This window comes from Pseudomonas sp. EggHat1 (assembly GCF_014892995.1).
Classification (GTDB): Bacteria; Pseudomonadota; Gammaproteobacteria; order Pseudomonadales; family Pseudomonadaceae; genus Aquipseudomonas; species Aquipseudomonas chaetocerotis.
Window position 1 is genome coordinate 154,717 of sequence record NZ_JACKQK010000011.1, and the last position, 26,332, is coordinate 181,048.

General features: G+C 65.1%; 19 protein-coding genes. 12 read left to right on the forward strand and 7 right to left on the reverse strand.

Going from position 1 to position 26,332, the window contains the following annotated elements; all coding sequences use genetic code 11:
* The first annotated feature begins 48 nt into the window (after window positions 1-48).
* Complete coding sequence (locus INS93_RS17655) at window positions 49-1,716, forward strand: molecular chaperone HscC (protein WP_192984388.1); 1,668 nt, start codon at window positions 49-51, stop codon at window positions 1,714-1,716.
* 72 nt (window positions 1,717-1,788) lie between these two features.
* On the opposite strand, the gene INS93_RS17660 is transcribed toward INS93_RS17655, so the two are convergent.
* Together INS93_RS17660 and INS93_RS17665 are read right to left on the reverse strand one after the other, a co-directional pair.
* Window positions 1,789-4,449, reverse strand: coding sequence for a DUF805 domain-containing protein (locus tag INS93_RS17660; protein ID WP_192984392.1), 2,661 nt, complete (start codon window positions 4,447-4,449; stop codon window positions 1,789-1,791).
* A complete protein-coding gene (locus tag INS93_RS17665; RefSeq protein ID WP_192984394.1) occupies window positions 4,446-5,153 on the reverse strand; it encodes a DUF1266 domain-containing protein in 708 nt (235 codons plus the stop codon). Before INS93_RS17665 ends, INS93_RS17660 begins: the two co-directional genes overlap by 4 nt.
* A 324-nt stretch (window positions 5,154-5,477) precedes the next feature.
* Between INS93_RS17665 and INS93_RS17670 the strand changes: the two genes are divergently transcribed.
* Window positions 5,478-8,360 carry a GGDEF and EAL domain-containing protein gene (locus INS93_RS17670; protein WP_192984397.1) on the forward strand — a complete coding sequence of 961 codons (2,883 nt, stop codon included), beginning with the start codon at window positions 5,478-5,480 and terminating at the stop codon, window positions 8,358-8,360.
* A gap of 15 nt (window positions 8,361-8,375) precedes the next feature.
* Here INS93_RS17670 and INS93_RS17675 read toward each other — a convergent pair whose 3' ends face one another.
* Window positions 8,376-8,801 (reverse strand): VOC family protein, encoded by a 426-nt coding sequence (locus INS93_RS17675; RefSeq protein ID WP_192984400.1) that lies wholly within the window; start codon window positions 8,799-8,801, stop codon window positions 8,376-8,378.
* Between the two features lie 145 nt (window positions 8,802-8,946).
* Between INS93_RS17675 and INS93_RS17680 the strand changes: the two genes are divergently transcribed.
* The 8 genes from INS93_RS17680 to INS93_RS17715 all read left to right on the forward strand — a co-directional run bounded on the left by INS93_RS17680 (window position 8,947) and on the right by INS93_RS17715 (window position 19,619).
* Window positions 8,947-9,807: a LysR substrate-binding domain-containing protein gene (locus INS93_RS17680; protein WP_192984403.1), complete on the forward strand. Its 861-nt coding sequence runs from the start codon at window positions 8,947-8,949 to the stop codon at window positions 9,805-9,807.
* A 61-nt stretch (window positions 9,808-9,868) separates the two neighbouring features.
* The gene (locus INS93_RS17685; protein ID WP_192984406.1) at window positions 9,869-10,381 is read left to right on the forward strand and encodes an RNA polymerase sigma factor; all 513 of its coding nucleotides are present in this window, start codon (window positions 9,869-9,871) and stop codon (window positions 10,379-10,381) included.
* Window positions 10,382-10,479: 98 nt separating this feature from the next.
* Entirely contained in the window at window positions 10,480-11,448 is a 969-nt protein-coding gene (locus INS93_RS17690; RefSeq protein WP_192984587.1) for a FecR domain-containing protein, read from the forward strand.
* Window positions 11,449-11,613: 165 nt separating this feature from the next.
* The gene (locus INS93_RS17695) at window positions 11,614-14,340 is read left to right on the forward strand and encodes a TonB-dependent hemoglobin/transferrin/lactoferrin family receptor (RefSeq protein ID WP_420707325.1); all 2,727 of its coding nucleotides are present in this window, start codon (window positions 11,614-11,616) and stop codon (window positions 14,338-14,340) included.
* 102 nt (window positions 14,341-14,442) lie between these two features.
* Window positions 14,443-15,060: a heme acquisition protein HasA gene (locus tag INS93_RS17700; RefSeq protein WP_192984408.1), complete on the forward strand. Its 618-nt coding sequence runs from the start codon at window positions 14,443-14,445 to the stop codon at window positions 15,058-15,060.
* A 166-nt stretch (window positions 15,061-15,226) separates the two neighbouring features.
* Window positions 15,227-16,984 (forward strand): type I secretion system permease/ATPase, encoded by a 1,758-nt coding sequence (locus INS93_RS17705; RefSeq protein WP_192984411.1) that lies wholly within the window; start codon window positions 15,227-15,229, stop codon window positions 16,982-16,984.
* The gene (locus INS93_RS17710; protein WP_192984414.1) at window positions 16,981-18,297 is read left to right on the forward strand and encodes an HlyD family type I secretion periplasmic adaptor subunit; all 1,317 of its coding nucleotides are present in this window, start codon (window positions 16,981-16,983) and stop codon (window positions 18,295-18,297) included. Before INS93_RS17705 ends, INS93_RS17710 begins: the two co-directional genes overlap by 4 nt.
* Before the next feature lie 2 nt (window positions 18,298-18,299).
* On the forward strand, window positions 18,300-19,619 hold the full coding sequence (locus tag INS93_RS17715) for a TolC family outer membrane protein (protein WP_192984417.1): 1,320 nt from the start codon (window positions 18,300-18,302) through the stop codon (window positions 19,617-19,619).
* 233 nt (window positions 19,620-19,852) lie between these two features.
* Here INS93_RS17715 and INS93_RS17720 read toward each other — a convergent pair whose 3' ends face one another.
* The 3 genes from INS93_RS17720 to INS93_RS17730 form a co-directional block, all read right to left on the reverse strand.
* Entirely contained in the window at window positions 19,853-22,465 is a 2,613-nt protein-coding gene (locus INS93_RS17720; RefSeq protein ID WP_192984419.1) for a TonB-dependent receptor, read from the reverse strand.
* A 105-nt stretch (window positions 22,466-22,570) separates the two neighbouring features.
* Entirely contained in the window at window positions 22,571-23,521 is a 951-nt protein-coding gene (locus INS93_RS17725) for a FecR domain-containing protein (RefSeq protein ID WP_192984593.1), read from the reverse strand.
* Window positions 23,522-23,583: 62 nt separating this feature from the next.
* Complete coding sequence (locus tag INS93_RS17730; RefSeq protein ID WP_160016512.1) at window positions 23,584-24,105, reverse strand: RNA polymerase sigma factor; 522 nt, start codon at window positions 24,103-24,105, stop codon at window positions 23,584-23,586.
* A gap of 240 nt (window positions 24,106-24,345) precedes the next feature.
* On the opposite strand from INS93_RS17730, the gene INS93_RS17735 reads away from it, so the two are divergent.
* Together INS93_RS17735 and INS93_RS17740 are read left to right on the forward strand one after the other, a co-directional pair.
* Window positions 24,346-24,936: a biliverdin-producing heme oxygenase gene (locus INS93_RS17735; RefSeq protein WP_192984421.1), complete on the forward strand. Its 591-nt coding sequence runs from the start codon at window positions 24,346-24,348 to the stop codon at window positions 24,934-24,936.
* The gene (locus tag INS93_RS17740; RefSeq protein WP_192984424.1) at window positions 24,929-25,327 is read left to right on the forward strand and encodes a YbaN family protein; all 399 of its coding nucleotides are present in this window, start codon (window positions 24,929-24,931) and stop codon (window positions 25,325-25,327) included. The genes INS93_RS17735 and INS93_RS17740 overlap by 8 nt, the downstream gene beginning before the upstream one ends.
* A 186-nt stretch (window positions 25,328-25,513) precedes the next feature.
* Here INS93_RS17740 and INS93_RS17745 read toward each other — a convergent pair whose 3' ends face one another.
* On the reverse strand, window positions 25,514-26,284 hold the full coding sequence (locus tag INS93_RS17745) for a MetQ/NlpA family ABC transporter substrate-binding protein (protein WP_192984427.1): 771 nt from the start codon (window positions 26,282-26,284) through the stop codon (window positions 25,514-25,516).
* Between the last annotated feature and the right edge of the window lie 48 nt (window positions 26,285-26,332).

A 26,332-nucleotide genomic window follows, 5' to 3' on the forward strand; every position in this document is an offset into this window, starting at 1 on the left:
GCGGGGTAGACTGCGCCCTTCAATGGATTTGAGGGAGTCGCGATAGCAATGTCGACTGGTGACAGCCCGCTGCTGGGCATTGATCTGGGCACCACCAACAGCCTGATCGCCGTCTGGCGTGACGGGCGAGCCGAATTGATCCCCAATGCGCTCGGCGATGTACTGACCCCCTCGGCGGTGAGCCTGGACGAGGACGGTAGCATTCTCGTCGGCGCTGCCGCCCGGGCGCGCCTGACCACCCATCCATTGCGCAGCGTGGCCGCCTTCAAGCGCTTCATGGGCAGCGACAAACGCTTCACCCTGGGCGATCGCCAGTTCACGCCGGAAGAACTGTCGGCGCTGGTGCTGGGCTCGCTCAAGGCGGACGCCGAGGCGTATCTAGGGGTGCCGGTGAGCGCGGCGGTGATCTCGGTACCGGCCTATTTCAGCGACGAACAGCGCAAACGCACGGTATTCGCCGCCGAGCTGGCCGGGCTGCGCGTCGAGCGCCTGATCAACGAACCCACCGCAGCGGCCATGGCTTATGGGCTGCATGAGCAGCAGTTCGAGCGCACGCTGATCTTCGACCTGGGCGGCGGCACCTTCGACGTCACCGTGCTGGAATACGCCCTGCCGTTGATCGAGGTGCATGCTTCCACCGGTGACAACTTCCTCGGTGGTGAGGATTTCACCGAAGCCCTGCTCAAGGCCTGCCTGGGCGATTGGGGGCTGTCGCGCAGCGAGCTGGACGGCCAGGCCCTGGCCAGCCTCGAAGATGCGCTGGAGCAGCTCAAGCGACGTCTTGCCGAAGGGCCGCAGACGCTCGACTGGAATGGTCGCCAATGGCAGTTGGACGACGCCCGCGCGCAGCAGATCTGGGCGCCGCTGCTGGCGCGCCTGCGCCAGCCCATCGAGCAGGCGCTGCGCGATGCGCGGCTCAACCCACGTGATCTGGACAGCCTGGTGCTGGTCGGCGGTGCCACGCGCATGAGCGTGGTGCAGCAATTGGTCGCCACCTTGTTCGGCCGCTTGCCCTATCGTCACCTCGACCCGGACACCATCGTTGCCCTCGGCGCCGCCGCGCAGGCGGCGTGCAAGGCGCGCGACCGGGCCATCGAGGAAATCATCCTCACCGATGTCTGCCCCTACACGCTGGGTATTTCCTCGCGGCGCAGCGATGAGCAGCCGGGCGCCTTCTCGCCGATCATCGAGCGCAACACGGTGATCCCGGCGTCGCGCGTGCAGCGCTACTACACCACCCACGCGCAGCAGGAATACATCCGCATCGAGGTCTATCAGGGCGAGCGTCCCTGGGTGCGCGACAACATCTTCGTAGACGCCTTCGAGGTGAAGTTGACCCAGACCGGCCAGGTGCAGTCGCTGGACGTGCGTTTCAGCTACGACATCAACGGTTTGCTGGAAGTGGACGTGACCCTGGAGAGTGGCCAGCGCCATGGTCACGTGATCGACCGCAGCCCCACCGGGCTGAGTGCCGAGGCGCGTGCCGCCAGCCAGGCGCGCCTGGCCAGCCTGAAGATTCATCCGCGTGACACGTTGCACAACCGTACCCTGCTGGCCCGCCTGGAGCGTGCCTGGATGCAGACCCTGGGTACTGAGCGCGAGCAGATCGGTCAGTGGCTGGACGAGTTTCAGAGCGTGCTCGGCGCCCAGCAGGAGCAGCCGATCACTGCCGCGCGTCAGCGTCTGGAGCAGGCGCTGGACGCGCTGCGCTTCTGACCCGGCGGGTGCTCCGAAGGCCTCGCAGGGGGCGCCAAGTGTAGCGAAGCGCCCCTGCGAGCCTGACGAGATTCAGTCTCTGACCCCGTTCAGGCGCCGCAGTCGCGCCTGCAGGCCCTGTGTGCTGGCCGCCTTGCCCCCGGCCGGGCCGTAACGGTTGGGCAATGGGTCGCTGGGCCAGAAGAACAGCACCAGCAGCATGTAGGGCAGCATGAAGCTGCCCAGCAGCAACATCAGCAATGTACCCACGCCACGGCTCATGTCATGCAGCCGACGCAGCATGCAGGTGATCAGGACGAGGACGGCACCGGCGAGCACCGCCAGCGCCAGGTCGCTGCTGAGTTTGTCGACAAGTAAGCTCAGCGGCAGTGCGGCCCCTGCCAGGGCCAGAGCCTGCAGGGTGAAGTTGATCCGGTTCAGGCGTCCGCCCAGTCGCCACATCTGCCACTGTGAACGCCAGGTGGTCGGCGCGTGCCTGGGTAGCAGGCGCTCACAACGCGACAGCAGCAAGGTGATCGCCAGGCGGACGGCCGTCGGCGTGGCGCTGGAGTCCTTGGCCTGCTGCAACTTGCGCAACTGGCTGGTCGAGGGCAGATGCGGTTTGGCGCCGCCGAGCAGATCGCGCATGCCATCGAAGATCGCCTGCATGGTGGCGAACACCAACCCGTTATCGGTGCAGATCGATTGCGCCAGGTTCTGTGGTCGGCCCTTGACCAGTCCCTCGCGGAAGGGCTCGAACCAGGTGCCAGGGCAGGTGAATGCCAGCAGCCGTTGCAAGGCCAGGTTGCGTTCCTCTTGCGGCAGATCCGGGTCGTGATGGAGCAGGGCGTCGAGCAACATCTGGCCGAACGGGTCGCCTGCCAGCTCGTGGCTGTGTTGCTCGGCGCAGGCTCCGATACGGGCGACCGACGGCAGACGCGGGCTGCCGAGGAGAATGTCCGGGCTGACCTGCCCGGCGGCGATCAACCCTTGCAGTGGATCACCTTCGTCGAGATCCAGCAGCCAGCGACGAGGCGTGGTGGTATTCGCCAGCAACTGCGCCTTGGCCTCGTGGGCCGGATGCTCGGCATCGGTGGGCAGATCGGCGAGAGTTTGATCCAGTAGCTCCAGCCATTGTTCAGGCTGTTCCAGCAGGCCCAGCAGCAACAGTGTCTGGCGCTGCCAGTGCCAGCGAGCGTCGCCATCGTTGGGAAGCACTGGCAGGCTGCGACCGCTGCGCTGCAGGGCCAGTTGCAACTGCAGGCAGGGCGGCAGCAACCAGCCCGGCAGTGGCGCGAGCAGTTCGCCAAGGCGTTGCAGCGTCGCCTCGTCGTATCGGCGCAAGCGCCTGAGCCCGCGCAACATCTGGGCACGAGCCACGGTGTTGTCACCGAGCGCCTGCGGCAGTTTCGCGCCTGGGCTGCTCGATGCCTGTTGCAGCGCCTGCAGCGCAGGCGATTCGCGCAGCCACTGGCGCTGTTGCCGGGCGTGGTGCTGTAGCCCCTGCACCAGCACGGCATCGAGCGGATGGTCGCCGGCCTGCAGGTTCAGCAGGTGTTCCAGGTCGCTGTCGTCGCCACGTTGCAGCAGCCAGGCCTGGCGATAGAGCCGCGTGAGCGGCGTGTCCGCAGCGCCGAGCAGCTCGGCAAGGAATGGCCACTCGCTGTCCCCCATCTGCCAGGCGATGAAAGTGCGCGCCAGCGGCGGCAGTTCGCTGATGGCGGCGCGCTGCCAGCGCGCCAGGGTTTGCGGCGCCTGGGCGGGCTCGCCATCGGCTAACTGATAGGCGTCGAGCGGATGCTCATGGCCGAGCTCGATCTGGCTGCGGTTGAACGCCAGGATCAGCAGCGGCAGGCGTTCAGGCGAGTGATGAGCGCACCAGGCCAGCATCCAGGCGGCCGCTTCGGGTATCTCGCGTTCATGCCACAGACGCGTCCACAGGTCGAGGGCGTCCAGGTCATGGTGCTGCTTCTGCAGCGCCAGCAGGTACTGGATGTCGAGGTCGTCGGGTGTCTCGTCATGCAGCGCCTGGTAGTGCTCCAGGGCGCCGCCCAGGGCCACCCCGGCCAGGGTGCACTGGCGATACAGGCGCGGATAGTAGTCCGGGTCGACCGGCATTGGCAGGCACAGGTGCAGCGAGCACCAGCCACGAAATTCCTGCAGTGGCCGGTTCCTGAACAGATGCTCCAGGGTGCGCACGTACCAGAGGTTTTCCACCTGCGCGACGGTCGGCCAATCGGACAGGCTGGCGAGGTCGAACGGGTCGGGTTCGGCGATGCGCTGGAGCAACTGATCCAGTGCCTCGGCTTCCTCGAAGGGCATTTGCATCAGGCGATTGGCCCAGGCCATGCGCTCGGTGAGCAGGTTCACGCAGCGATGCGACAGCGGCCCGTTGCTCAGCAGCAGACCGCGCAGCGAGCCATCGAGACCTTCAAGTACGTCTAGCGGCAACTGGTCGAGCATCCGGCAGTAGTCCTGCCAGGCTTCGGGTCGAAAGCGCCGGCCGGCGTCCTGCAGCAGATCGACGAACTGTTGCACGGCCTGTTCACTGGCGCTGGGCGGTGCGCTCGGCTCGCTTGTCGCCGGGACTTCGCCGCGGGCCTGGCGCAGGGCGTCCTCGTAGGCGCCGCGCAGGGCCTGGAAACCCTCGGGATCGCGCTCCGGGTGGACGTCGGGCAGGCGTGCGCGATAGGCGCTGCGGATGCTGTTCTGATCGTCAGTCGGCGCTATGCCGAGGTGTTCCCAGCAACTCATGACCAGTCGAACGCCTCCAGCGATGCCGGTTTTTCCGGCAGATCCATTTCCATGTCCCAGGGCAATTGGTCGAATCCGGCGGCCGGGCTCAGTGTCAGTTCGCGTACCAGGGCACGGTGCGTCGGGTCACTGCCCTGACGGCTGATACACAGCGCCTGTTCGTCCGGTTGCTCGTGGCCCAGGCAGTTCCAGTAGCAGCGGCCGATGAGAAAACCGGCCAGATAGCTGTGCCAGCCCTGGTAGTAGTAGCGCGCCCGCAGGCTCAGGCGAGTATGCAGCCAGAGGTTTTCCTCGAGGCTCAGCCAGCCGTTCAACTGACCGATGCGGGCGAGAAAGCTCATGCGCCCCAGGTCCCAGGCGCGGATGCCACCGGAGCCGCAGACCAGTATGGTGTCGGCGACGTAGCGATAGGCCACCCGTTGGCCTTCGTCGAGGCTGTCGACCAGCGCCTGCCATTCGCCCGGTAGCAGGCGCGCGTTATCCCAGTAGGCGCCGCTCAGATCGCGTGCATGGCCGTCGTCGGTCATGCGTTGGATCATCGCCAGCAGTGCGGGGCGATCCGCGATATCCCAGGACTCGCTGAGGTCAACGAACTCGCTGTCCGGATAGAAATCAGGCCGCGCGTATTGCGCGCCCGAGTGGGTGTTGATCGCCACCATCGGCGCGGAAAGGGCAAAGAGCCAGCGTTGTTGCAAGTCATCCATGGGCGTTTGGCCGTGCTTCCCTGAGTGCGGAGGGTGCCCATCCTAGGAGCTGTTGCGGGGGCGCCGCAAGCCTCTCGCGGAGGCAGTGGGGGACGCGTCGAAAAATGCGCCGAGCAGCCGACGACCGGCGGGTCAGGCTGCAAAGGGTAGCTGCAGGCGGGCAAAATGCCGGCATTGGCGCCACGAATCAGGCGCCAAGCCTTGAAATTGCCCACAACGTTGTTGGGCACGGCGCCTGTCTCGGGTATTCTCCCGCGACGTCAGGGTTGAGGGGGCCGAAAAAACGCCCGATACCCTCAGGCAACCATTACAAGAAAATCGCCTATGACCGCCACGACTAGCGCCGTAGTTCAAGAGGTGACGCTGGACCCGCATCAGGCTGAACGTCAGTTCGCCACGGACATTGCCGTCGAGCGTACCCGTCTGTTGTTTCAGGGGTCGCGCCTGCCCACGTTACTCATGCTGCTGGTTGGCCTGGCCTGCAGCCTATTACTGTGGAGTCAGCAGAGCGCACCGATGCTTGCGGCCTGGCTGGGCTGGGTCGTGCTGCTGGCGCTGCTGCGCCTGACCCAGGTGAATGCCTTCAACGAGGCGCTGCCGAGTCGCCAGGCCGAGCCTTACTGGCGACGTATCTTTCTCTTCGGCGCCGGTGCTTCCGGCCTCACCCTCGCCTTTGCCGTGATCGTGCTGGTGCCTGCCGATGTGTTCTACCAACAGGCGCTGGTCTACGGCCTGATCGCCGCCGCCATTCTCTCGGCCAGCGTGGCCTATGCCGTCAGCCTGTCCGCCTTCCTTACGTTCGCCTTGCCCTGCCTGCTGCCTTCGGCGGCCTTCCTGCTGCTTAGCGATAACGGCTTGCAGCGCGGCTGGGGTCTGCTCGGTGTCATGCTGTTGCTCGCCCTGCTGGTGGTGGCCTGGCAGGTCAACCGCCTGGTGCAGCGCAGCTTGCTGCAGCGTTTTCACAACCTGGCGCTGATCAGCAATCTGGAGCACGCCAAGCAGCGCGCCGAAGGGCTCAATGAAGAACTGGCGCGCGAGGTGGAGCAACGTCGCCGCGCCGAGCGCGAACTGCGTGGCGCCCATGGCGAGCTGGAAATGCGCGTGGCCGAACGCACCCTGGAGCTGGACGAAGCGACCCATGCCCTGGGCAAGAGCCAGGCGCGCCTGGCCCTGGCGCTGGAAGCCAGCGAGCTGGGCCTGTGGGACTGGGACCTGGAGAGTGATCATGTGCACCACTCGCACCTGCGCGAGCTGTTTGGTCTGGAGCCGGGCCAGGTTCAAGTGATGCTGCGCGACCTGACCCCGCGCCTGCACCCGGATGATCTGCCGGGGCTACGCCGGGCGTTGGTCCGGCACCTCAAGGGACGCAGCGAGGATTATCAGATCGAGTACCGCGTGCGCCATGTCGATGGCCACTGGGTTTGGGTCGAGGACCGTGGCCGTGCGGTCGAGCGCGATGCCGCCGGCCGTGTACGGCGCATGCTCGGCACGCGGCGCGATGTCAGCGCGCGGCGTCAGCAGGAGCAACAGCAGCGCCTGGCGGCGACCGTGTTCGAAGCGGCCAGCGAAGGCATCTTCATTCTTGACCCCGACTACCGCGTGCTGGCGGTCAACCGTGCGTTCAGCGCGGTGACCGGTTACAGCCGCGAAGAAGTGGTCGGGCGCACGGTGACCAGCCTGATCGGCAGCCGCGAGATGCGTCGGCAATACCAGATGATCCGCCAGGAGCTGGACAGCACCGGCACTTGGCAGGGCGAGCTGATCGAGACGCGCAAGAGTGGCGAGCTTTACCCGCAGTGGCTGCAGCTCAATCTGGTGCGCGATGTAACGGGTCGACCCAGCCATATCGTCGGCTTCTTCGCCGATCTCAGTGCGCGGCGCGAGGCCGAAGAGCGCCTGCGCTACCTGTCGCACTATGACGACCTGACGGGCCTGGCCAACCGCAGCCTGTTCAAGGAGCGTCTGCACGAGGCCAGCCAGCGCGCCCGCCAGAGCGGCCGCAGCATCGCCCTGGTGCATATCGATCTGGACCGTTTCAAGCTGCTCAACGACAGCCTCGGCCATGAAGTGGCGGACCAGTTGCTGCGGCAGATGAGCCGCCGCCTGACCCAGGCCGTGCCCGAGGCCGACTGCATCGCGCGGCTCTCGGGCGACGAGTTCGCCATCATCCTCGATGCCTACGGCAGCCTCTCCAGCCTGGCGCGGGTGGCCAGTCGGCTGCTGGCCAAGCTGCGCGTACCGATGACCGTCGGCGGACATGAGCTGGTGATCAGCGCCTCGCTGGGCATCAGTCTGCTGCCGGACTACGCCCGCGAGATCAGCGCGCTGATCAGCCAGGCCAACATGGCCGTGCAACATGCCAAGCACCTGGGCGGTAACACCTTCCAGTTCTTCACCGACAACCTGCAGGCCTGCACCCTGGAGCGTCTGCAACTGGAGAACCAGCTGCGCAAGGCCATCGATGAAGGCCAGCTGGAGGTGTTCTACCAGCCCAAGCTGAACCTCGCCGACGACCAGCTCAACGCCGCCGAGGCGCTGGTGCGCTGGCGCCATCCGCAGCAGGGCATGGTGGCGCCTGGCGAGTTCATTGGCCTGGCCGAAGAGACCGGGCTGATCGCGCCGATTGGCGAGTTCGTGCTGCGTCAGGCCTGCCGCCAGGCGCGCCAGTGGCAGCAGGAAGGGCTGGCGCAGATACGGGTGTCGGTGAATATCTCGGTATACCAGTTGCGCCAGGGCAACCTCACCAGCCTGGTGCGTCAGGTGCTCGAAGAAACCGGCCTGGCGCCGCAGTACCTGGAGCTGGAGTTGACTGAAAGCCAGCTGCTGGACAACGTCGACAGCGTCATCGTCACCTTCCGTCAGCTGCGTGAGCTGGGGGTCAAACTGGCCATCGACGATTTCGGCACCGGCTATTCCTCGCTCAGCTACCTCAAGCGCTTCCCGGTGCATTACGTGAAGATCGACCAGACCTTCATCCGCGATCTGTCGCCCGGTGGCGAGGATGCGGCGATCACCCGCGCGATCATCGCCATGGCCCACAGCCTGGAGCTGAAGGTGGTGGCCGAGGGCGTGGAAACCCAGGCGCAGATGGATTTCCTCAAGAGCCAGAACTGCGACGAGATCCAGGGCTTTCTGATCAGCCGCCCGGTGGAGGCGAGCGCCTTCGCCGAACTGCTGCGCGCGCAGATCGACAATCCGCTGGATTGAAGGATTTCCTCGCGCTTACTTGGCGAACAACTGGCCGATGTCCTTGAACGCCTTGAACTCCAGGGCGTTGCCGCAGGGGTCGAGGAGAAACATGGTGGCCTGCTCGCCGACCTGACCCTTGAAGCGCACGTAGGGCTCGATGACGAACGTCGTCTCGCGGCTGCGCAGACGCTCGGCCAGCGCTTCCCAGTCGGCCCAGCCGAGCACCACGCCGAAATGCGGCACCGGCACATCGTGGCCGTCCACCGGGTTGCTGGCGGCCGAGTCCTGATAAGCCATCTTCGGGGCTTCGTGGATCACCAACTGGTGGCCGAAGAAATCGAAATCCACCCAGTGTTCGCTGCTGCGGCCCTCGGCGCAGCCGAACACCTCGCCGTAGAAATGCCGCGCGGCGGCCAGGTCGTATACGGGAATCGCCAGGTGAAAGGGAGCAAGGGCCATCACGCAATACCTCTGATTTGTTGTGGGTAGGACGGGTACAACCCGCCATCGATGTTCATCGCACCAGCCTACCAACAGCAAAATTGTTCTAAAGCGAATATTCTTGCTCTCAAGCTCAACTATTTTCGATCAATCGAGGGCCTCGATGCTGCGCGAGCTGAAAACCTTCGTCACCGTCGCTCGCCTGGGCACCTTCGCTGCCGCTGGCCAGCAGGTGGGGCTGACCCAGTCGGCGGTCAGCGCGCAGATGCGCGTATTGGAGCAGCACCTCGGCGTGCGCCTGTTCGACCGCAGCGGTCGCGCCGCCGTGCTCAACGCAGCCGGCCGCCACGCCCTGCCGCTGGCCGAGCAGATGCTTGCGCTGTACACGCAGATGGCGCTGCCGCAGGCGGCCGATCAGTGGCAGGGCGAGCTGCGCGTCGGCGCCATCGCCACCTTGCAGACCGGTCTGCTGGCCGAGGCGCTGCCGCGCTTTCGGCAACTGGCACCGCGGGTCGAACTGAAGCTGGTGCCGGGCGTGTCCTTGCAGCTGTTCAGCCAGCTGGATGCCGGTGAGCTGGATCTGGCGCTGTTGATCAAACCGCCGTTTGCCTTACCCAAGGAGCTGCTGGAGGTACCGCTGGCGTGCGAGCCCTTCGTGCTGATCGCACCCTTGCACGTGGACGGGGAAGACCCATTGCGCCTGCTCGCCAAGCAGCCTTTCGTGCGTTACGACCGCGCTTCGTTCGGCGGGCGCCAGGTGACGCGCTTCCTGCGTGAGCAACGCCTGAACGTGCGCGAGGCGCTGGAGCTGGATGAACTGGAAGCCATCGTGCGGCTGGTGGAAAACGGCATGGGCGTGGCCCTGGTACCGCGTGCGGGCCTGTGGCTGCAAAGGCCGACGCGTCTGCGGGTGATCGAGCTGGGTGAGCTGACCTTCCATCGCGAGCTCGTCGCCCTGGTGCGTCGTGCGCAGCGCCAGCCGGCCCTGGATTGTTTGTTGAGCTGTCTTGAATCGAGAAATTGAAAATGGTTCTCAATAAAAATAAGATGCCACCTTCCTCTTGCCCAAGACCAGGGATGCACGATTGTCGGACTTGGATCTCAAAGGCCTGTTCCAGAAGCACGCCAAGGCCCTGCACAGCTTCCTGCTGCGCAAGAGCCGCGACCCGCAACTGGCCGCCGATCTTACTCAGGAAAGCTTCCTGCGCCTTGCCGAGCAGCGCGGCTTTGATCGCATCGACAACTCGCCGGCCTACCTCTTTCGCACGGCCAGCAATCTGCTGATCGACCACCAGCGCCAGCAGATCCGGCGCAAGACCGATCTGGTCGGTGAGGATGTGCTGTTCGAGATCGAGGCCGCTGGCAGCTCGCTGGAGGAAATCACCGCTGCTCGCCAGAGCGTCGAGCGTCTGCAGCAAGCCATCACCGAACTGCCGCCACGCACTCAGGAAATCTTCCGCCTCAATCGCATCGAAGGCCTGACCCACGCCCAGGTGGCGCGCGAGCTGGGTATTTCCGACAGTTCGGTGCAGAAGCACCTGGCTCGCGCCCTGGCGCATGTGATGGAGCGCCTGGTCGAGGCGGGTGAGCAGGCATGAGGGCGCATTACGGTAAAATCCGTCGCCGCGCGTCATTACTTAAGACGGGCGTGAGCCGCCTGGCCTGCAACGACCTATAACGAGAACCAAGAGTGAGCCTGATTAGCCAAGAACCGCAGCAGCGGAGCATCCGCGAGGTGGCCGCCGAGTGGGCGGTGCTGCTCGCCGATGATGCGCTCGATGAGGCCCAGCACCAGGCGCTGCAGCACTGGCTGCAAGCCGATGCCAGGCATGCCGAGGCGTTGGCGTTCGCCCAGCGTACCTGGGCGGCGCTGGGCAGCTTGCCGGCGGATAGATCGTCGCGCCGTCGTGCGGTGCCCGTCGTCCCTGAGCTGGCCCGCCACCCTCGGCGGCATGCCCGTCTGCGCCGTTGGGGGGCGGCAGCGTGCCTGGCGCTGCTGCTCGGCGGCCTTGGCCTGAACCAGAGTGAACGCCTGCTGCTGCCGTTGCTGGCCGACCATCGTACGGCCAGTGGTGAAGTGCGCAGCCTGACCCTGGCCGATGGCAGCGAAGTGACGCTCGATAGCGCCAGTGCCATTCGCCTGGACTACTCGGCGGGTCAGCGCCGGGTCGAACTGCTAGCCGGCGCGGCGATCTTCCAGGTTGCGCCGCAGGCTGACCGGCCTTTCGTCGTCGAGGCGTCTGGCGGCAGTACCCAGGCGTTGGGCACGCGCTTCGTGGTTCAGCGTGAGGCGGGCGCAGGAGCCTTGGTCGGGGTGCTCGAACATGCCGTGCAGGTAAAGGCTGCGGACCAGCAGCGCCGCCTGCAGGAAGGCGACAGCCTGCGCTATGACGCCACCGGTCTGCATGATGCAACGCTCGATCTGCAGCACGTCACCAGTTGGCAGCGTGGGCTGCTGGTGTTCGACCGCCAGCCGCTGGGCCAGGTGATCGAGCAGCTCAACCGCTACCGACCGGGTTACATCCTGGTTGCTAGCGACGCGATTGCTCAGCGCGAGGTCAGTGGTGTATTTCGCCTCGATGCGCTGGACGATGCCCTGGCCACGCTGACCCGCGAGATGCATTTGCAGCAGCGCGAGTTGATGGGCGTCAGCCTGATCTACTGAGCCTTTTCGCGGTCTTCGAAAAAAAGTTTCCCATCGATTTACTGACTTTCTGTTTGTCAGGCGTCCTTGTTGTTAGTGATTTTCATTACCAACAAAAGCAGCCTGGAGTCAGTCGTGAGTCATCGTCGTTGCGCAGTACCACCCACTCTTCGTCGCTACGGCCCGATGCCGCTGCTTGGCAGTGTCGCGCTGGGCGTGGCCATGGCCCTCGGCAGCAGCGTCGTTGCTGCTGAGTCGGCAGGCGAAACGGCGCTCGCCCAGCGCCAGGTGGTGGAGTTCGATATTCCCGCTCAGCCCCTGGATCGCGCTGCTCTGGCCTTCGCCGAGCAGGCTGGCGTGCAGGTTTTCTTCGACAGTGCGCGGCTACAGGGTTTTGCCAGCACCGCGCTGAAAGGTCGCTATTCCCTTGATGAAGGTCTTCGCCGTTTGCTCGCCACGGCGCCGGTCGACTACCGCTTCGACGGCGCGCAGCAAGTCACCCTGACCCGTCGCGCTCGCACCGATGAGCAGACGCTGCAACTGCAGTCCACCACCGTGCAGGGCCAACGGCTCAGCGAACGCCAGGAGACCTACCTGCAACCGCGTTCGGTGGCGGTGATCGATCGTGAGCAAATCGACCGGCGTCCGCCACGGCATGCCGCCGACATGCTGGAGGAAACCTCCGGCGTCTACACCGCCGTCAACCAGCGCGACCCCGGCCTGTCGGTGAACATTCGCGGCGTGCAGGACTATGGCCGGGTCAACATGAACATCGACGGCATGCGTCAGAACTTCAGCGTAAATGGTCATCAGCAGCGCAACGGTGTGATGTTCGTCGACCCCGAGTTCATCTCCAGTGTGGAGATCGACAAAGGCACCAGCGCCGGTATGGGCGGCGCCGGGGTACTGGGCGGCATCGCCTCGTTCAACACGGTCGAGGCGCGCGAGTTCCTTGGTGATGGCAAGGAGTTCGGTGGGCGCATCCGTGCCGGGCACGGTATTGGCGAGCTGGGCAACGGCACCTATTTCAACGGCAGTGCCCTATTCGCGTTCGGCAACGAGGTCGGCGATGTCTTGCTGGGCGTCAGCGAGCGCCACTTCGGTGATTACCGTGCCGGCAGCAATGACAAGGACAATCTCGGCACGCAGATCCGGTTGCGCAACCAGTACCCCGCTGCCTGGGAGAACTGGCTGGACTCCGAGGTGGGCGATACCGGCAGTGTGACCCGCTCGCAGTTGTTCAAACTGGGGCTCAATCTGCCGGAGAGTCAGCGGCTGCAACTGAGCTACATGGAGCTCGATACCGACAGCAAGGATGCCTGGACCTGGCTTTCCGCCGACGGGCAACGCTATGAATACCAACGCTCTGGTAGCAGCGATGTGATTGCCCGCAATACGGCGTTGGATTACAGCTACAACCCAGATGATGAACGGATCGATTTCAAGGCCAAGCTCTACTACGTCAGCACCCGGCAGGATCGCTGGAGTGCCGGCAGTACGGCTACGCCCAGCAGCGGTAACTGGTATCCCGACTACACGGACAAGTACCGTACCGACACCTGGGGCTTGCAACTGCAGAACACCTCGCGCCTCCATCTGGGCGACGCACACCAGTTCGCCGTGACCTACGGCAGCGAACTGTTTCGCGACAGCTTCAAGCCTTCGACCACCCGCATGCCTTCGACCAACGAAACGGCCTATCCCTATATCAAAGGGGCCACGCCAGAGGGCGAACGCACCCTGGCCAGCCTGTTTGGCCAGGTGGTTTACGACTACGACGATTGGCTGACTCTCGATGCCGGTCTGCGCTACGACCGCTATCGCCTCGAGGGTGATACCGGCCTTACGGTATGGATGTATCCCGACGGTCAGTTCACCAGTGGTGGCAACGTCAGAAGCGCGCGGTCGCTGGTGTTCGATGTCGACCGAGAGGAGGGCCGCTTCTCGCCCACGCTGGGTGTAGCGATCAACCCGGGGGTGGACTGGCTGCAGCTCTACACGCGCTGGGGCAAGGGCTGGCGCCCGCCAGCGGTGACCGAAGCGTTCATGTCTGGCAGACCTCATGGTGGCGGTGGCTCGGAACAGGTCTATCCCAATCCTTTCCTCGAGGCGGAGCGTTCGCACAACTGGGAGGCGGGTTTCAACGTCTTCAAGGAGTCCCTGTTGCGCGACGGTGATCGTTTGGGCATCAAGGTGGCCTATTTCGATACGCGCATCGACAATTTTTCTTTCATGGATATCAACGTCAGCGTGCCGGGAGGTACGGTCGGTGGTATCGGCCTTGGCCGTTCGGCCTATCAGAACAACCAGGAGCAAACCCGCTTCCGTGGTGTGGAATACAACCTCGACTACGATGCGGGCGACTACTACGCCCGTCTTAGCTACACCCACATGATCGGCAGCAACGACTTCTGCTCGAAAGAGTTCTACATGGGGGGCGCGCAGGAGAGCGTGCAGGTGGGCACCGTGCCCGGTTTCATCCAGGTTGGGCCGATCCAGATTCCAGTGCAATTACCGGTATACGAAGCTCAGGCCAATGACGAGCTGAACGATCTGGTCACCTGTGGCCAGATCATGGGCAGCGCTGCCTATATGCCAGCCGATCGCGGCTCGCTGACCCTGGGCATGCGCTTTCTCGACCGGCGCCTGGATGTCGGTGCGCGCCTGCGTTACAGCGAAGGTAATGGCGAAAACCTCGATACCTGGGGGTTCACCCAGATCGACCAGGCGCTCTGGCCGCAGTACGAGGTCTACGACCTCTACGCCAGCTACTGGATGACCAGCAGCCTGAACCTGGGGCTGTCGATGGAGAACGTCACCGATCAGGCCTACTTCGTCGCCATGGGCGACGCCAATAACCTGTCCCTGGCCCGTGGCCGCACCCTGACCGGGATGCTCGAGTATCGCTTCTGAACAGCCCCGGCCAAGGGGCCGGGGCAAGGCTTTGCCCGCGTCGGGCAAAGGCGCTGCGGCCTGCTGCAGCGTCCAACACTCCCTGTAATACGAGGATTTGTCATGAGCGTTTCCGTTACCTATGACCCGATTTTTGGTAGCTCCACCATCGATGACTACCTGGCCTTCTGGACGACCGGTTTCGCCACCGCCGGCCACGGTCAAAGCAATACCGGCGGTTTCAGCAACGGCACGTTCAGCGGCGACCAGTACGCCACCAGCGGCGCCAATGGCTCGGACTACGCCTTCATCGCCGACAGCGACGCCAGCAATGGTCTGCACTACGTATTCAACCCGGCGCTGCCGGCCAACAGCAACCAGAACCACTATCTCTACGGCCAGTTGGACAATGTCTCGCTGGGGTATGAGTTGGGTGGTGGAGGGGGCAGCGATTTCACCCTGAGCGACTACGAGGTCACCTTCAGCGGTCTGGATCTGTCTGCTGCCTTCGGCGCCGGCCGTGTCGGCAATGAAGTGCACGAGACCATCTACGGGCTGATGCAGGGCAATACCGATGCGCTGGAGTCGGTGCTGGACGATCTGTTCGCCGCCTACGGCGTCTCCACCGACGACACCTTCGACGTGGTCGCCGCTGCCCTGACTGCCGGCCCGTTGAGCACCGGCTCGGCGGAACTGGTCGGCGTAGCGGAGCTGGCTGACGATCTGGCCCTGGCGGCCTGATCTTCGGGTGATGAAAAAGGCGGCGGGGAAATCGCTCTCCCGGCCGCCGGCAACGACCGCTGTGGTGCTGGCCTGAACAACTCGCGCCACGGTGGTCGCACCAATTCTCGACAAGTGCTGCCCGCCGCGTCAATCACGGTGAGCGGTGCTTCTGGGGCGCGACAGCATGCAACCTTCCAACGAAATCCTCGCTGCACTGGCGGCTTGCCGGCGCGGCTTCGTCAGCGTCGGCGCTTTCAGCGCGGTGATCAACCTGCTGATGCTGGCCCCGGCGCTGTACATGCTGCAGGTCTACGACCGCGTACTGGCCTCGGGCAACCACATGACCCTGGCCATGCTGACCCTGATGGTGCTCGGCCTGTACGCTTTCATGGGTTTGCTGGAGTGGGTGCGCAGCCTGGTGCTCATCCGCCTTGGCGCGCAGATCGACCAGCAGCTGGGCGGCCGTGTTTACGACGCCACCTTCGATGCCAGCCTGCGCGTCGGGCGCGGCAGCAGCGCCCAGCCGCTCAACGACCTGACCAGCCTGCGCCAATTCGCCACCGGCAATGCCCTGTTCGCGCTGTTCGATGCGCCCTGGTTTCCGCTCTACCTGGCGGTGCTGTTTCTCTTCCACCCCTGGCTCGGATGGCTGGCGCTGGGCGGCGCGGCGTTGCTGCTGGCGCTGACCTGGGCCAACCAGTGGTTGACCCGCGCGCCGCTGGCCGAGGCCGGGCAACTGGCGATCCAGGCAACCCAGGCGGCTGGATCACACCTGCGCAACGCCGAGGCGACCGAGGCCATGGGCATGCTGGCGCGCGTGCGGCAGCGCTGGCAGGACGAGCACGGTCGCTTCCTGCATCTGCAGAACCGCGCCAGCGAGCAGGGCGCGGCGTTCAGTGCGGCGTCCAAGGGCGTGCGCCTGGCGCTGCAGTCGTTGATGCTCGGCCTCGGTGCGCTGCTCGCCGTGGACGGACAGATCACCGCCGGCATGATGATCGCCGGCTCCATCCTCGCCGGGCGCGTGCTCGCCCCACTGGATCAACTGCTCAATGCCTGGAAGCAGTGGAGCGGCGCGCAGCAGGCCTACCAGCGCCTGTGCGATCTGCTCCGGGCACAACCGCCGCGTGCCGGCGGCATGAGCTTGCCAGCGCCACGCGGCGCACTGCGCGTGGAACAACTGTCGGCCTGTGCACCGGGCTCGCGCACGCCGGTGCTGGCCGGCGTCAGCTTCGCCCTGGAGCCGGGCCAGCGCCTGGTGGTGCTGGGCCCGTCCGGCTGCGGCAAGTCCAGCCTGGCGCGCCTGCTGGTGGCGGCGCAGATGCCGTTGGCGGGCAAGGTGCGCCTGGACGGTGCCGACCTGCAGCAGTGGGACAAGGATGCGCTTGGCCCGCACCTCGGCTACCTGCCGCAGGATGTGCAGCTGTTCGCCGGCAGCATCGCCGAGAACATCGGCCGTTTCGCCGACGTCGAGGCGGACAAGGTCGTCGCCGCCGCGCAGATGGCCGGTGTGCACGAACTGATCCTGCGCCTGCCGCAGGGTTACGACACGCGCCTGGGCGAGGGCGGCGCCGGACTCTCCGGCGGGCAGAAGCAACGCATCGGTCTGGCCCGTGCGGTCTACGGCCTGCCGGCGCTGATCGTGCTCGACGAGCCCGATGCCAACCTCGACGAGGCCGGCGAGCGGGCGCTGCTGGCCGCGCTCGACCGCTTGCGCGAACAAGGCCGCACCCTGGTGCTGGTCAGCCATCGCCCTGCGTTGCTCAAGGGCGCCGATCAACTGTTGCTGCTGCGTGGCGGGCAGATGCAGGCCTTCGGCCCGGCCAGCCGGGTGCTGCAGGAGTTGCAGCAAGCCGCACGGCCGGCTGCGCAGAGCGCATCGGTGCGGCATGTCGCGCCGAGCCTGAGCATGAGTTATGGCGCCATGCCGGGAGCTCAGCAATGAGCGCGCCGGCACCACTTCAGCCCCTGCACGCCGTCGATGCGCGGGCGCCGACGCGGCTCGGCTGGTGGCTGCTGCTTGCCGGTTTCGGTGGTTTCCTCGCCTGGGCTGCACTGGCACCGCTGGACAAGGGCGTGCCGGTGAGCGGCACGGTGATGGTCAGCGGCAATCGCCAGGCGCTGCAGCACCCCACGGGTGGCACGGTGCGACGCATCCTGGCCCGCGATGGTGATTCGGTGCAGGCCGGCCAGCCCTTGCTGGAGCTGGATGACCAGGCCTTGCAGGCGCAGGCCGAGGCCTTGCGCGCGCAGCTGATCGGCAGCCGCGCCAGCGCCGCACGGCTGGCCGCCGAGCGTGACGGTGCGGTGAGCATCGCTTTCGACCCCTGGCTGCTGGCACGCCCGGACGATCCCCTGGCGCTCGCCAGCCTGGAGCTGCAGCGGCAACTCTTCGCCAGCCGGCGTCAGGCCCTGGCCCTGGAGCTCGATGGTCTGGCGCAGAACCTGGCTGGCAACGAGGCGCAACTGGGTGGTCTGCGTGCGCTGCACAGCAGCAAGCAAGCCCAGCTGCGCGTGCTCGACGAGCAATTGCTGGGCCTGCGCGAGCTGGCGGCGGACAACTATATTCCGCGCAACCGCCTGCTCGATGTCGAGCGCCAGCGTGCCGAGCTGATCGGTCTGCTGGCCGATGATGCCGGTCGCATCGGCCAGTTGCAGCGGCAAATCGCCGAATTGCGCCTGCGCGCCGCGCAGCGCCGCGAGCAGTTCCAGGAACAGGTGCGCAGCCAGTTGGCCGAGACGCAGATCCGCAGCGAAGAGCTGCACCATCGCCTGGCCGGGGTCGAGATCGAGTTGCAGCGCACCCTGTTGCGTGCGCCGGCCAGCGGCCTGGTGGTCGGGCTCAGCGTGTTCACCGAGGGTGGCGTTGTCGCCCCCGGGCAGGCCCTGCTGGAGATCGTCCCGCAGGATCAGCCGCTGCTGGTCGAGGGCCGGCTGAGCCCGGCTTTGGTGGACAAGGTGCACCCTGGCCTGCCGGTCGAGTTGCTGTTCACCGCCTTCGAGCAGCGCACCACGCCGCGTGTCGCCGGCACGGTGGAGCTGGTTTCCGCCGACCGCTTGCAGGATGAGCGCAGCGGCGAGCCGTACTATGCCATCCGCATTCGCGTGGGCGGGGACGCCATGCAGCAACTGGCCGGCCTGCGCATCCGCCCCGGTATGCCGGTGGAGGCCTTCATCGGCACCGGCGAGCGCTCGCTGCTCAACTACCTGTTCAAGCCGTTGCTCGATCGCACTCACCTGGCCCTGGTTGAAGACTGACGATGCGCGTGCTCTGTTTCGTCCTGCTGCTGTGCTTCACCTCGCCTGTGCTGGCCCTCGGCCTGCTCGATGCCTATGCCCTGGCGCTGCGCCATGACCCGACGTTCCAGGCCGCCATTGCCGAGCGCGACGCCGGCCTGGAGAGCCAGGCGATTGGCCGTGCCGGACTGCTGCCGCGCCTGTCGTGGAGCTACAGCAATCAGCGCAACGACTCGCAAGTGACGGCGGGCGGTAAGCGCGTCGACCGCGATTACCGCAGTTACGCCTCGGTGCTCAGCCTGCAGCAGCCGCTGTTCGACTACGCCGCCTGGGCCGACTACCGCCAGGGCGTGGCGCGCACGCTGCTGGCCGACGAGCGCTTTCGCGGGCGCAGCCAGGAGCTGGCGGTGCGCCTGTTCGAGGCCTACAGCCAGGCGCTGCTGAGTGACGAGCGCATCGCCCTGGCGCGCGCCCAGCGTCGCGCTCTGGTCGAGCGTCTGCATCTCAATCAACGCTTGGTGCGGGCCGGCGAGGGCACCCGCACCGACGAGCTGGAAACCGAAGCGCGCCTGGCCCTGGCCGAGGCCGAGCTGATCCAGGCCCAGGATGATCTGGACATCGCCCTGCGCGCGCTGGAGGCCATCGTCGGCGAGCCGTTGGCGCACAGCGACCTGCAACCGCTGCTTGATGATTTCCCGATTCAGCCCCCGCAGCCTGCGCGCTTCGAGGCCTGGCGCGACCTGGCTGTGGCCGGCAATGCCGAACTGGCCGCGCAGCGACGCGCCGTCGAGGTGGCGGCCCAGGGCATCGAGAAACAGCGCGCCGGCCATCTACCGACCCTGAGTCTGGTGGCCAGCAGCCGCCTGACCAGCTCCGATTCGGAAAGCGCCTACAACCAGCAGTACGACACCGACAGCATCGGCATTCAGCTCAGCGTGCCGTTGTTCGCCGGTGGCGGCGTGAGTGCAGCGACCCGCCAGGCCAGCGCCGCGCATACGCAGGCCGGCTTCGAGCTGGACGCGCAAACTGCCGAGCTGCTCACCCGTCTGCGCCAGCAGTTCAACCTGTGCAACAGCGCGGCAGCACGGGTGCGTGCCTATCGTCTGGCCGTGAGCGCTGCCGAGACGCTGGTGCAGGCGACGCGCAAGAGCGTGGTCGGTGGCGAACGGGTCAACCTCGACGTGCTCGACGCCGAGCAGCAACTGCATGGCGCCCGCCGCGACCTGGCCGAGGCGCGGCATGGCTACCTGCGTGCCTGGTTGCAGCTGCGTTATCTGAGCGGATTGATGGGCGAGGCTGACTTGAGCCGGTTGGCGGGGTACTTCGCCGCGAAGCAGGGCTAGCAGGCCGTTGAAAAACGTAGGCGAGGCAGCCAGTGCAATACCGATGGCGGCCCCGAAAAAACAGGCGAAAAACGGTCGGGGTCGCGGTCGACTTTACGAGCTGTAAATGAGCATTTTGACTGGGCTCGCACGCGAGCCTGTTTTTAACGCAGCAATGGCAACGCAGGTAGTTTTTCAACAGCCTGCTAGCAAAGACCGGAGGCGGCCGCTGCGACCGCCTCCAGTGCCTGGGCTCAGATGTCCCAGACCAGGTTGATCGAGAAGTTGCGCCCCGGTTGAGTCAGGCGGTCGAGATTGGCGGGGGCGGTCACGCCGGCCTCTCCGTTGCCGTCGTAGCCGCGCACGTCGTCCCACTGCCAGTACTTCTTATCCGTCAGGTTGTACAGACCGGCATTGACGGTGAGATCGTCGGTCAGCTTGTAGTAGCCGGTCAGATCGACAATGCCATAGCCGGGTGTGGCGAACTGGCTGCCGTCGCCGGTCGGAGAGTTGAAGCCGCTTTGGTCGATGCGGGATTTGCGCTTGACCAGTGTCCAGTTCAGCAGGCCGCCGAAGCGTTCCTGCTCGTAGCCCAGGCCAAATACGCCGGTCAGCGGGTTGATGCTGTTCAGCGGCTCGCCGGTTTCCTCGTCGCGACCACGGGCATAGGCGATCGAGCCTTGCGCGTACAGACCGGGCAGTGCGCCGAAGTTGTCCAGATTCAGGCGGCCCTTGGCTTCCGCACCACGAATGCTGGCACGGCTGATGTTGCGGCTCTGGAACACTGTCAGGCCGCCAGCTGCACCTACGGCATCCTCGTCGATGAAGTCGCGATAGCGGTTATAGAACACGGCCAGGCTGAAGCTGCCGCCCTCGAAGTTGCCACGCAGACCGGTCTCGAGACTGCGGCTGGTTTCCGGGTCGAGGTCGGGGTTGGGCTCCACGATGTAGGGCGGGTTGTTGTTCTGGAAGCGGCCATACATTTCCTTGGCCGTAGGTGTGCGGAAGCCTTCGGCGTACTGGGCGAAGCCGGTGTAGTGCTCATCGAAGGCATAGGTCACGCCGAGCTTGGGTGAAACGCGCTGCCAGGCCGTGCTCGCGTCTGTGGGGTCGAAGGTACTGCTTGCGGGGGCGCTGGCGAGGTACTCGTCGGTCAGATCGGGTTTGAGTTTGGTCCGGTCGTAGCGAACACCCGGCAGGAACGTCCACTGGTTCCAGCGGATTTCGTCTTGCAGAAATACGCCGTAGACATCGATGGTTGGATCCGGGAAGTCGCTCTGGGTGGTCAGGGTATCGCCGCTATTGCTGCTGATCGCGCCGACGGTGGGGCAGTTGGCGCCCAGCGCCCGCAGGCAGACGCCATAACCGCTGCGCTGGCCGGTGACTTCCTGGCGCTTGAGGTTGAAGCCGTAGGTCAGCAGGTGATCGGTTTCGCCCAGGGCGAAGGCCTTGTCCAGCTGTGCGTTGAGCACCCACTGGCGATCCTTGTAGTCGGTGCTGCGATAGCGCATCACGTCGCGGGTGATGGCCTGGGTAAAGAAGTTCCTGGGGGTGTAGCGCTCCTGGGTGCTCTGGTCGGTCTTGGCGATCTGGTAATTCAGGCTCCATTTCAGGCTGTCGGCCAGCAGACTGTCCAGCGCCAGGCTGTGCTCCAGGCCGAAGCGCTCGCGGGTGATGGTGTCGTTGCCAGCACGACTCGCGTAGTAATTCTGCCCCGCACCGATGGTCGGAGCGTTGAACGGCCCGCCGACGGCGCTGAGTTGATTGCTGTCGCGATCATCCTTGTACTTCTCATAGGTCAGCTGCAGGCGGTCGCTGTCGTTGTAGTTCCAACCCAGTTTGGCCAGGACATTGGTGGTGCGTACGTCTTCCGGGTTGGCCGCAGTACGATCCAGGCCGGTACCGCCGTGGTTGCCGTAGGATTCGGTCTCATGGCCGTTGCGCTGGGACAGGTGCAGCAGCGCATCGAAGTCCTCATGGCGACCGGCGACGGTGGCCGAGTTCAGCCAGCTTTCGTCGGCGGAGCTGTAGCCTGTCTTCAGGCGGGCGCCGCTATTGCGGCCATCCTTGATGATGTCGTCAGCATCGAGGGTGAAGTAGCTCACCGCACCACCAATGGCATTGCTGCCGTACAGGGCCGAGGCCGGGCCGCGGAGAATTTCCACCCGCTTGATGATCTCCGGGTCGACATAGTTGCGCTGGGTATTGGCATAGGGACCGTAGTAGAAGCTGGCAGGGATCTCGACGCCGTCGACCTGCGTCAACACCCGGTTACCATCGATGCCACGGATGTTGTAGCCGGTGAGGCCGGAGCGCTGACCAGTGCCACCGACGGAGACGCCAGGCTCATCGCGTACCAGCTGCTTGATGGTGTTGATGTTGTTGCGGTCCAGGACGGTTCGATCGCGCACGCTGACCGTGCTGGGAACGGCGTTTACATCCTGCTCGTGAAGCGTGGCGGTGACCGTAGTTGGTTGGAGGGCGAGCGATTGCGCAGGATTCTTCACCAGCACCACGCTACGTTCCCCAACGCTGCGGTAGCTCAAACCGGTGCCTTCGAGCAGGCGCGCCAGGGCCAGCTCCGGCGATTGGCGGCCACTGGTTCCCGGCGAGTCGATGCCGTCGGCCAATTGTGCCGGCAGGCCGATCTGCCACCCCGTGACGTCGCTGAATGCGTTCAGCGCCGAAACCAGTGGCTGGCGCTCGATGGCGAAGCGGTAACCGCTCTGGCTCTGCTGCTGTGCCGCAGGCGACGGCTCGGCAGCGTTGGCCAGCGGCAGGCTGGCGCAGGCGATGGAGAGTGCCAGCAGCGACAGGCTGGCGGTGGACAGTCGCGGGAAATGCGGGCGCCTGGTGTGAAGGGGCATCGTTGTGCTCTCTGCGGGTGTCGTCGGAAGGTCAGTTAATGCGAATTATTTGCATTGTTATGACGGGACGAACGAAGCCCTCCTGGAGCGTAAAAATTCTTTTTCTCAGTTGAGAATCAGCAGCGATGGGTACTCTTGAAGCTGCGCCGAGGTCACCTGCGCCAGCGAGCGCATGATGTCGGCCGGTTCGCTCAGGCGATAGTTGCCGGTGATGCGCAGATCATCCAGACGGGCGTTGCGGTTGATGATCCAGCCGGGGTAGTAGCGGCGCAGTTCATCCAGGACTTCGTACAAAGGGCGGTCATCGAAGATCAGGCGGCCCTGAACCCACGCGAGCTGATTGGCTGTGGCGCCGTGTATGCGCTTGTCGACACCGTCCGGGCCGACACGGATGCTATCGCCGCTTACCAGGTAGATGCGCGTGTCGTTGCCGCGCGCATGCACTTCGATCTCGCCCCGCTCGACGCTGACTTCGGCGGTATCGTCGAGGTAGCGCACGGAGAATGCGGTGCCGCGTACCGATATCAGAACGGGGCCAGCGGCAACCTGAAATGGACGGCTGCTGTCCTTGGCGACATCGAAATAGGCTTCGCCTCTGAACAACTGCGTGACGCGCTGACTCGCGTCGATCTGGCTGGAGAACGCGCTACCGGTGTTGAGCAGAACGTGCGAGCCATCGGCCAGATCCAGGCTCTGGCGCTGGCCAACGGCAGTGACATGATCGGCGCGCAGGCGCAGCAGCAGATCGCTTTGCAGGGTGATGCCGACCACCAGCAGCAGCGAGGCGGCGATCGCCAGCGTTCTACCGATGCGCCGCGAGCGCCTGGGCGCCGGTTGTCTGCGCTGCTCCAGGCGCGCGGCTGCGGTGACCAGCGTGGATGATTGCCAGCACTGTTGCGCACGCTCGAATGCTTCGGCATTGGCAGGGGAGGCGGCCAGCCATTCGGTGAATCGCGCCCGGCAATCATCGTCCGCATGTTCCAGCAGAAGCAGCCAGTCCAGCGCCTGGCTCAGCGATGCGTCGCTGTCGTTGGGGGTTCCCTGCTGCGGGTGCATCGGGCTGTTCTCGAAACCGGGGGGCGATATTCTGGCCGAAGGTGCGGGTGAGCGATAGTTGCTCATGTCGGAGGCGCGAGGCGCTCGAGCAGGGTCATGCACAGGGTCATGATCAACTTGAGCTCTTTCTGCACCGTGCTGGCTGACACGCCGAGCTCTGCAGCGATCTCGGCATAACCCTGACCATGCAGACGGCTGAGGATGAAGATGCGCTGCTGGCGTTCGCTCAACTGCTCCAGTGCGTTGCCCAGCCGTTGTAGCAGGCGTTCGGCGTGCAGACTGTCTTCGCTGGATGAACCCGGAGCGGGAACGGCCTGCATGATGGCGTCCGGCACGTCATCGAGCATGGTGCGTGACTGCATGCGCTCGCGGCGCAAGTGGTCGAGCGCCAGATTGCGGCCTGTCTGGAAGAGAAAGGGTTCGAGGTGATCGACCGGTTTGTCGCGCAGGCTGCGGGCGACCCGCAGGTAGGTTTCCTGCACCAGTTCCTCGGCGATGCTGGCGTTCTTAACGATTTTTACCAGCGTGCGCAGCAGCGGGGTGCGCTGGCTGATGAATACGCTGTCTAGATTGGAGATGGTCACTGGCAAGCCTGATTCGCCGACTACTTCGTGAATAATAATCACTTTTAATAAGGCCGGATAGCGAGCGCGTGCGCGAAGCCCGTCTGTAGCGTGATATCCCTGTGTTTCGCTTTATTTTTACGGAGCTTGGCAGGTTCGTTCGTCTTTATAAGGCAGTGGCGGTCTAACGTCCTGCACGCTTCATCGAGCGGTGCAAGGGACGGGCTGCCTTACTTCATGCCAGTCATCAGCGAGCTTTCCATGACCGCCTCTTCGCAACTGTCCCATCCTCTGCGTTCGCAGCGCCTGAACCAGATTACCCACGAGCCGCACAGTCACCTCGACAACCTGGTCAAGAGCCATGATCCGTTCGGGAGCCCGGAGCGGTTTTCCCACTTCGTGGCCGCCCAATATCTGTTCCAGCGTGATCTGGAAAAGCTCTATAACGACCCGCAGCTGATCAGGCTCGTGCCTGATCTGCCGCAGCGCTGCCGTGTCGAGCAGGCCGTGCTGGACCTGGCCGATCTGCAGCGCGCGCTGCCAGAGGGCGATGACGCCATCCGCAACAAGGTCATGGGCACCGGCGAAGCGCTCGCCTGGCTGTTCGTTTCCGAAGGCTCCAAGCTGGGCGCCGCTTTCCTGCTCAAGCGCATGCCGGCGCTGGGCCTGAGCGAGACCTTTGGCGCGCGTCATCTGGGCGAGCCGGAAGGTGGTCGCGCGCAGGGTTGGAAGGCTTTTACCGCCGTGCTCGACAGCGTCGAACTGGATGCCGAGCAGGAGCGTCTGGCCGAGGTAGCGGCCATCGCGGCCTTCGAGCGTTTCACCGTACACCTGGAACGCTGCTTTGCCTGAAATCACGCTGGCGCGCTCGGCCTGGCAGCGTTGGCTATGGCTGCTGTTGGCCTACCTGAGCATTGGTATGGCCATGCTCGGAGTGATATTGCCGGGCCTTCCCACGACCGAGTTCGTGCTGTTGGCGGCCTGGGCAGCGTCGCGCAGTTCTCCGCGTCTGGCCGCGTGGCTGGAGAATCATCGGGTGTTCGGCCCGCTGCTGCGCGACTGGAAGAACGGCGGCCTGATCGCCCGGCGTACCAAGTGGGTGGCGAGTGGCAGCATGCTGCTAGCGCTGATCATCCTGCTGCTGACCGTCGATCACCTGCCTTCCGTGCTGTTCGCCGCCGCCGGCATGAGTTGCGGCGCACTGTTCATCTGGACGCGGCCGGAAAAAACCAGAGTCAAGTAGGGTGCGCCGTGCGCACCGACGATTTCGGATGATCGTAGCCCGGATGCAATCCGGGGCGGTGGTCGCGTTGCCCCCGGTGCGCACGGCACACCCTACGGATCGCCGAGGGCTTGCCGATGCATGCCGCACATGAAAATGCCGCGCAGCTTTGCAGCGGCGCGGCATCGGGTACAGCGTCAGCGGTGATCAGAACGCCGGGACGACGGCGCCTTTGTACTTCTCTTCGATGAACTGCTTGACCTCGGCGCTGTGCAGGGCCTTGACCAGCTTCTGTACGGCGTCGCTGTCCTTGTTGTCGGCGCGGGTCACTAGGATGTTGACGTACGGCGAGTCGCTGCCTTCGATGGCCAGGGCATCCTGGGTCGGGTTCAGCTTGGCTTCTAGGGCGTAGTTGGTGTTGATCAGGGCGAGGTCGACCTGGCTCAGCACGCGCGGCAGGGTGGCCGCTTCCAGTTCACGCACCTTGATCGCCTTCGGGTTCTCGACGATGTCCTTCGGCGTGGCGAGGATGCCGGCTTCCGGTTTGAGCGTGATCACACCGGCTTTCTGCAGCAGCAGCAGGGCGCGGCCGCCATTGGTGGCATCGTTGGGGATGGCCACGGTGGCGCCCTGCGGCAGCTCGCTGAGGTCCTTGATCTTGCTCGAGTACGCGCCGAAGGGCTCGACGTGCACACCGGCAACGCTGACCAGATCGGTCTTGCGGCTGGCATTGAACTCGTCCAGGTACGGCTGGTGCTGGAAGAAGTTGGCGTCGAGGTTCTTCTGCTGCACCTGCAGGTTGGGCTGCACGTAGTCGGTGAACACGCGCACCTTCAGCTCCACGCCTTCTTTGGCCAGGGCCGGTTTGACGAACTCGAGGATCTCCGCGTGCGGCACCGGGGTGGCAGCGACGTTGAGGGTTTCGGCCTGGGCCGAGAAGGCCGCGCAGGCGGCGATGGCAGTCAGCAGCTTCTTCATTTCAAGGTTCCTTTTGGGAAGGTTGGCGCGGGTCTCGCGGGTGGCGAG

Excerpts from the sequence above, each read along its gene's own strand:
- INS93_RS17655 (WP_192984388.1), top strand. The coding sequence starts at position 49 with ATGTCGACTGGTGACAGCCCGCTGCTGGGCATTGATCTGGGCACCACC.
- INS93_RS17695 (WP_420707325.1), top strand. The coding sequence starts at position 11,614 with ATGCCGCTGCTTGGCAGTGTCGCGCTGGGCGTGGCCATGGCCCTCGGC.
- INS93_RS17735 (WP_192984421.1), top strand. The coding sequence starts at position 24,346 with ATGACCGCCTCTTCGCAACTGTCCCATCCTCTGCGTTCGCAGCGCCTG.
- INS93_RS17705 (WP_192984411.1), top strand. The coding sequence starts at position 15,227 with ATGCAACCTTCCAACGAAATCCTCGCTGCACTGGCGGCTTGCCGGCGC.
- INS93_RS17700 (WP_192984408.1), top strand. The coding sequence starts at position 14,443 with ATGAGCGTTTCCGTTACCTATGACCCGATTTTTGGTAGCTCCACCATC.
- INS93_RS17715 (WP_192984417.1), top strand. The coding sequence starts at position 18,300 with ATGCGCGTGCTCTGTTTCGTCCTGCTGCTGTGCTTCACCTCGCCTGTG.
- INS93_RS17665 (WP_192984394.1), bottom strand. The coding sequence starts at position 5,153 with ATGGATGACTTGCAACAACGCTGGCTCTTTGCCCTTTCCGCGCCGATG.
- INS93_RS17670 (WP_192984397.1), top strand. The coding sequence starts at position 5,478 with ATGACCGCCACGACTAGCGCCGTAGTTCAAGAGGTGACGCTGGACCCG.
- INS93_RS17680 (WP_192984403.1), top strand. The coding sequence starts at position 8,947 with ATGCTGCGCGAGCTGAAAACCTTCGTCACCGTCGCTCGCCTGGGCACC.
- INS93_RS17725 (WP_192984593.1), bottom strand. The coding sequence starts at position 23,521 with ATGCACCCGCAGCAGGGAACCCCCAACGACAGCGACGCATCGCTGAGC.
- INS93_RS17710 (WP_192984414.1), top strand. The coding sequence starts at position 16,981 with ATGAGCGCGCCGGCACCACTTCAGCCCCTGCACGCCGTCGATGCGCGG.
- INS93_RS17675 (WP_192984400.1), bottom strand. The coding sequence starts at position 8,801 with ATGGCCCTTGCTCCCTTTCACCTGGCGATTCCCGTATACGACCTGGCC.
- INS93_RS17720 (WP_192984419.1), bottom strand. The coding sequence starts at position 22,465 with ATGCCCCTTCACACCAGGCGCCCGCATTTCCCGCGACTGTCCACCGCC.
- INS93_RS17660 (WP_192984392.1), bottom strand. The coding sequence starts at position 4,449 with ATGAGTTGCTGGGAACACCTCGGCATAGCGCCGACTGACGATCAGAAC.
- INS93_RS17745 (WP_192984427.1), bottom strand. The coding sequence starts at position 26,284 with ATGAAGAAGCTGCTGACTGCCATCGCCGCCTGCGCGGCCTTCTCGGCC.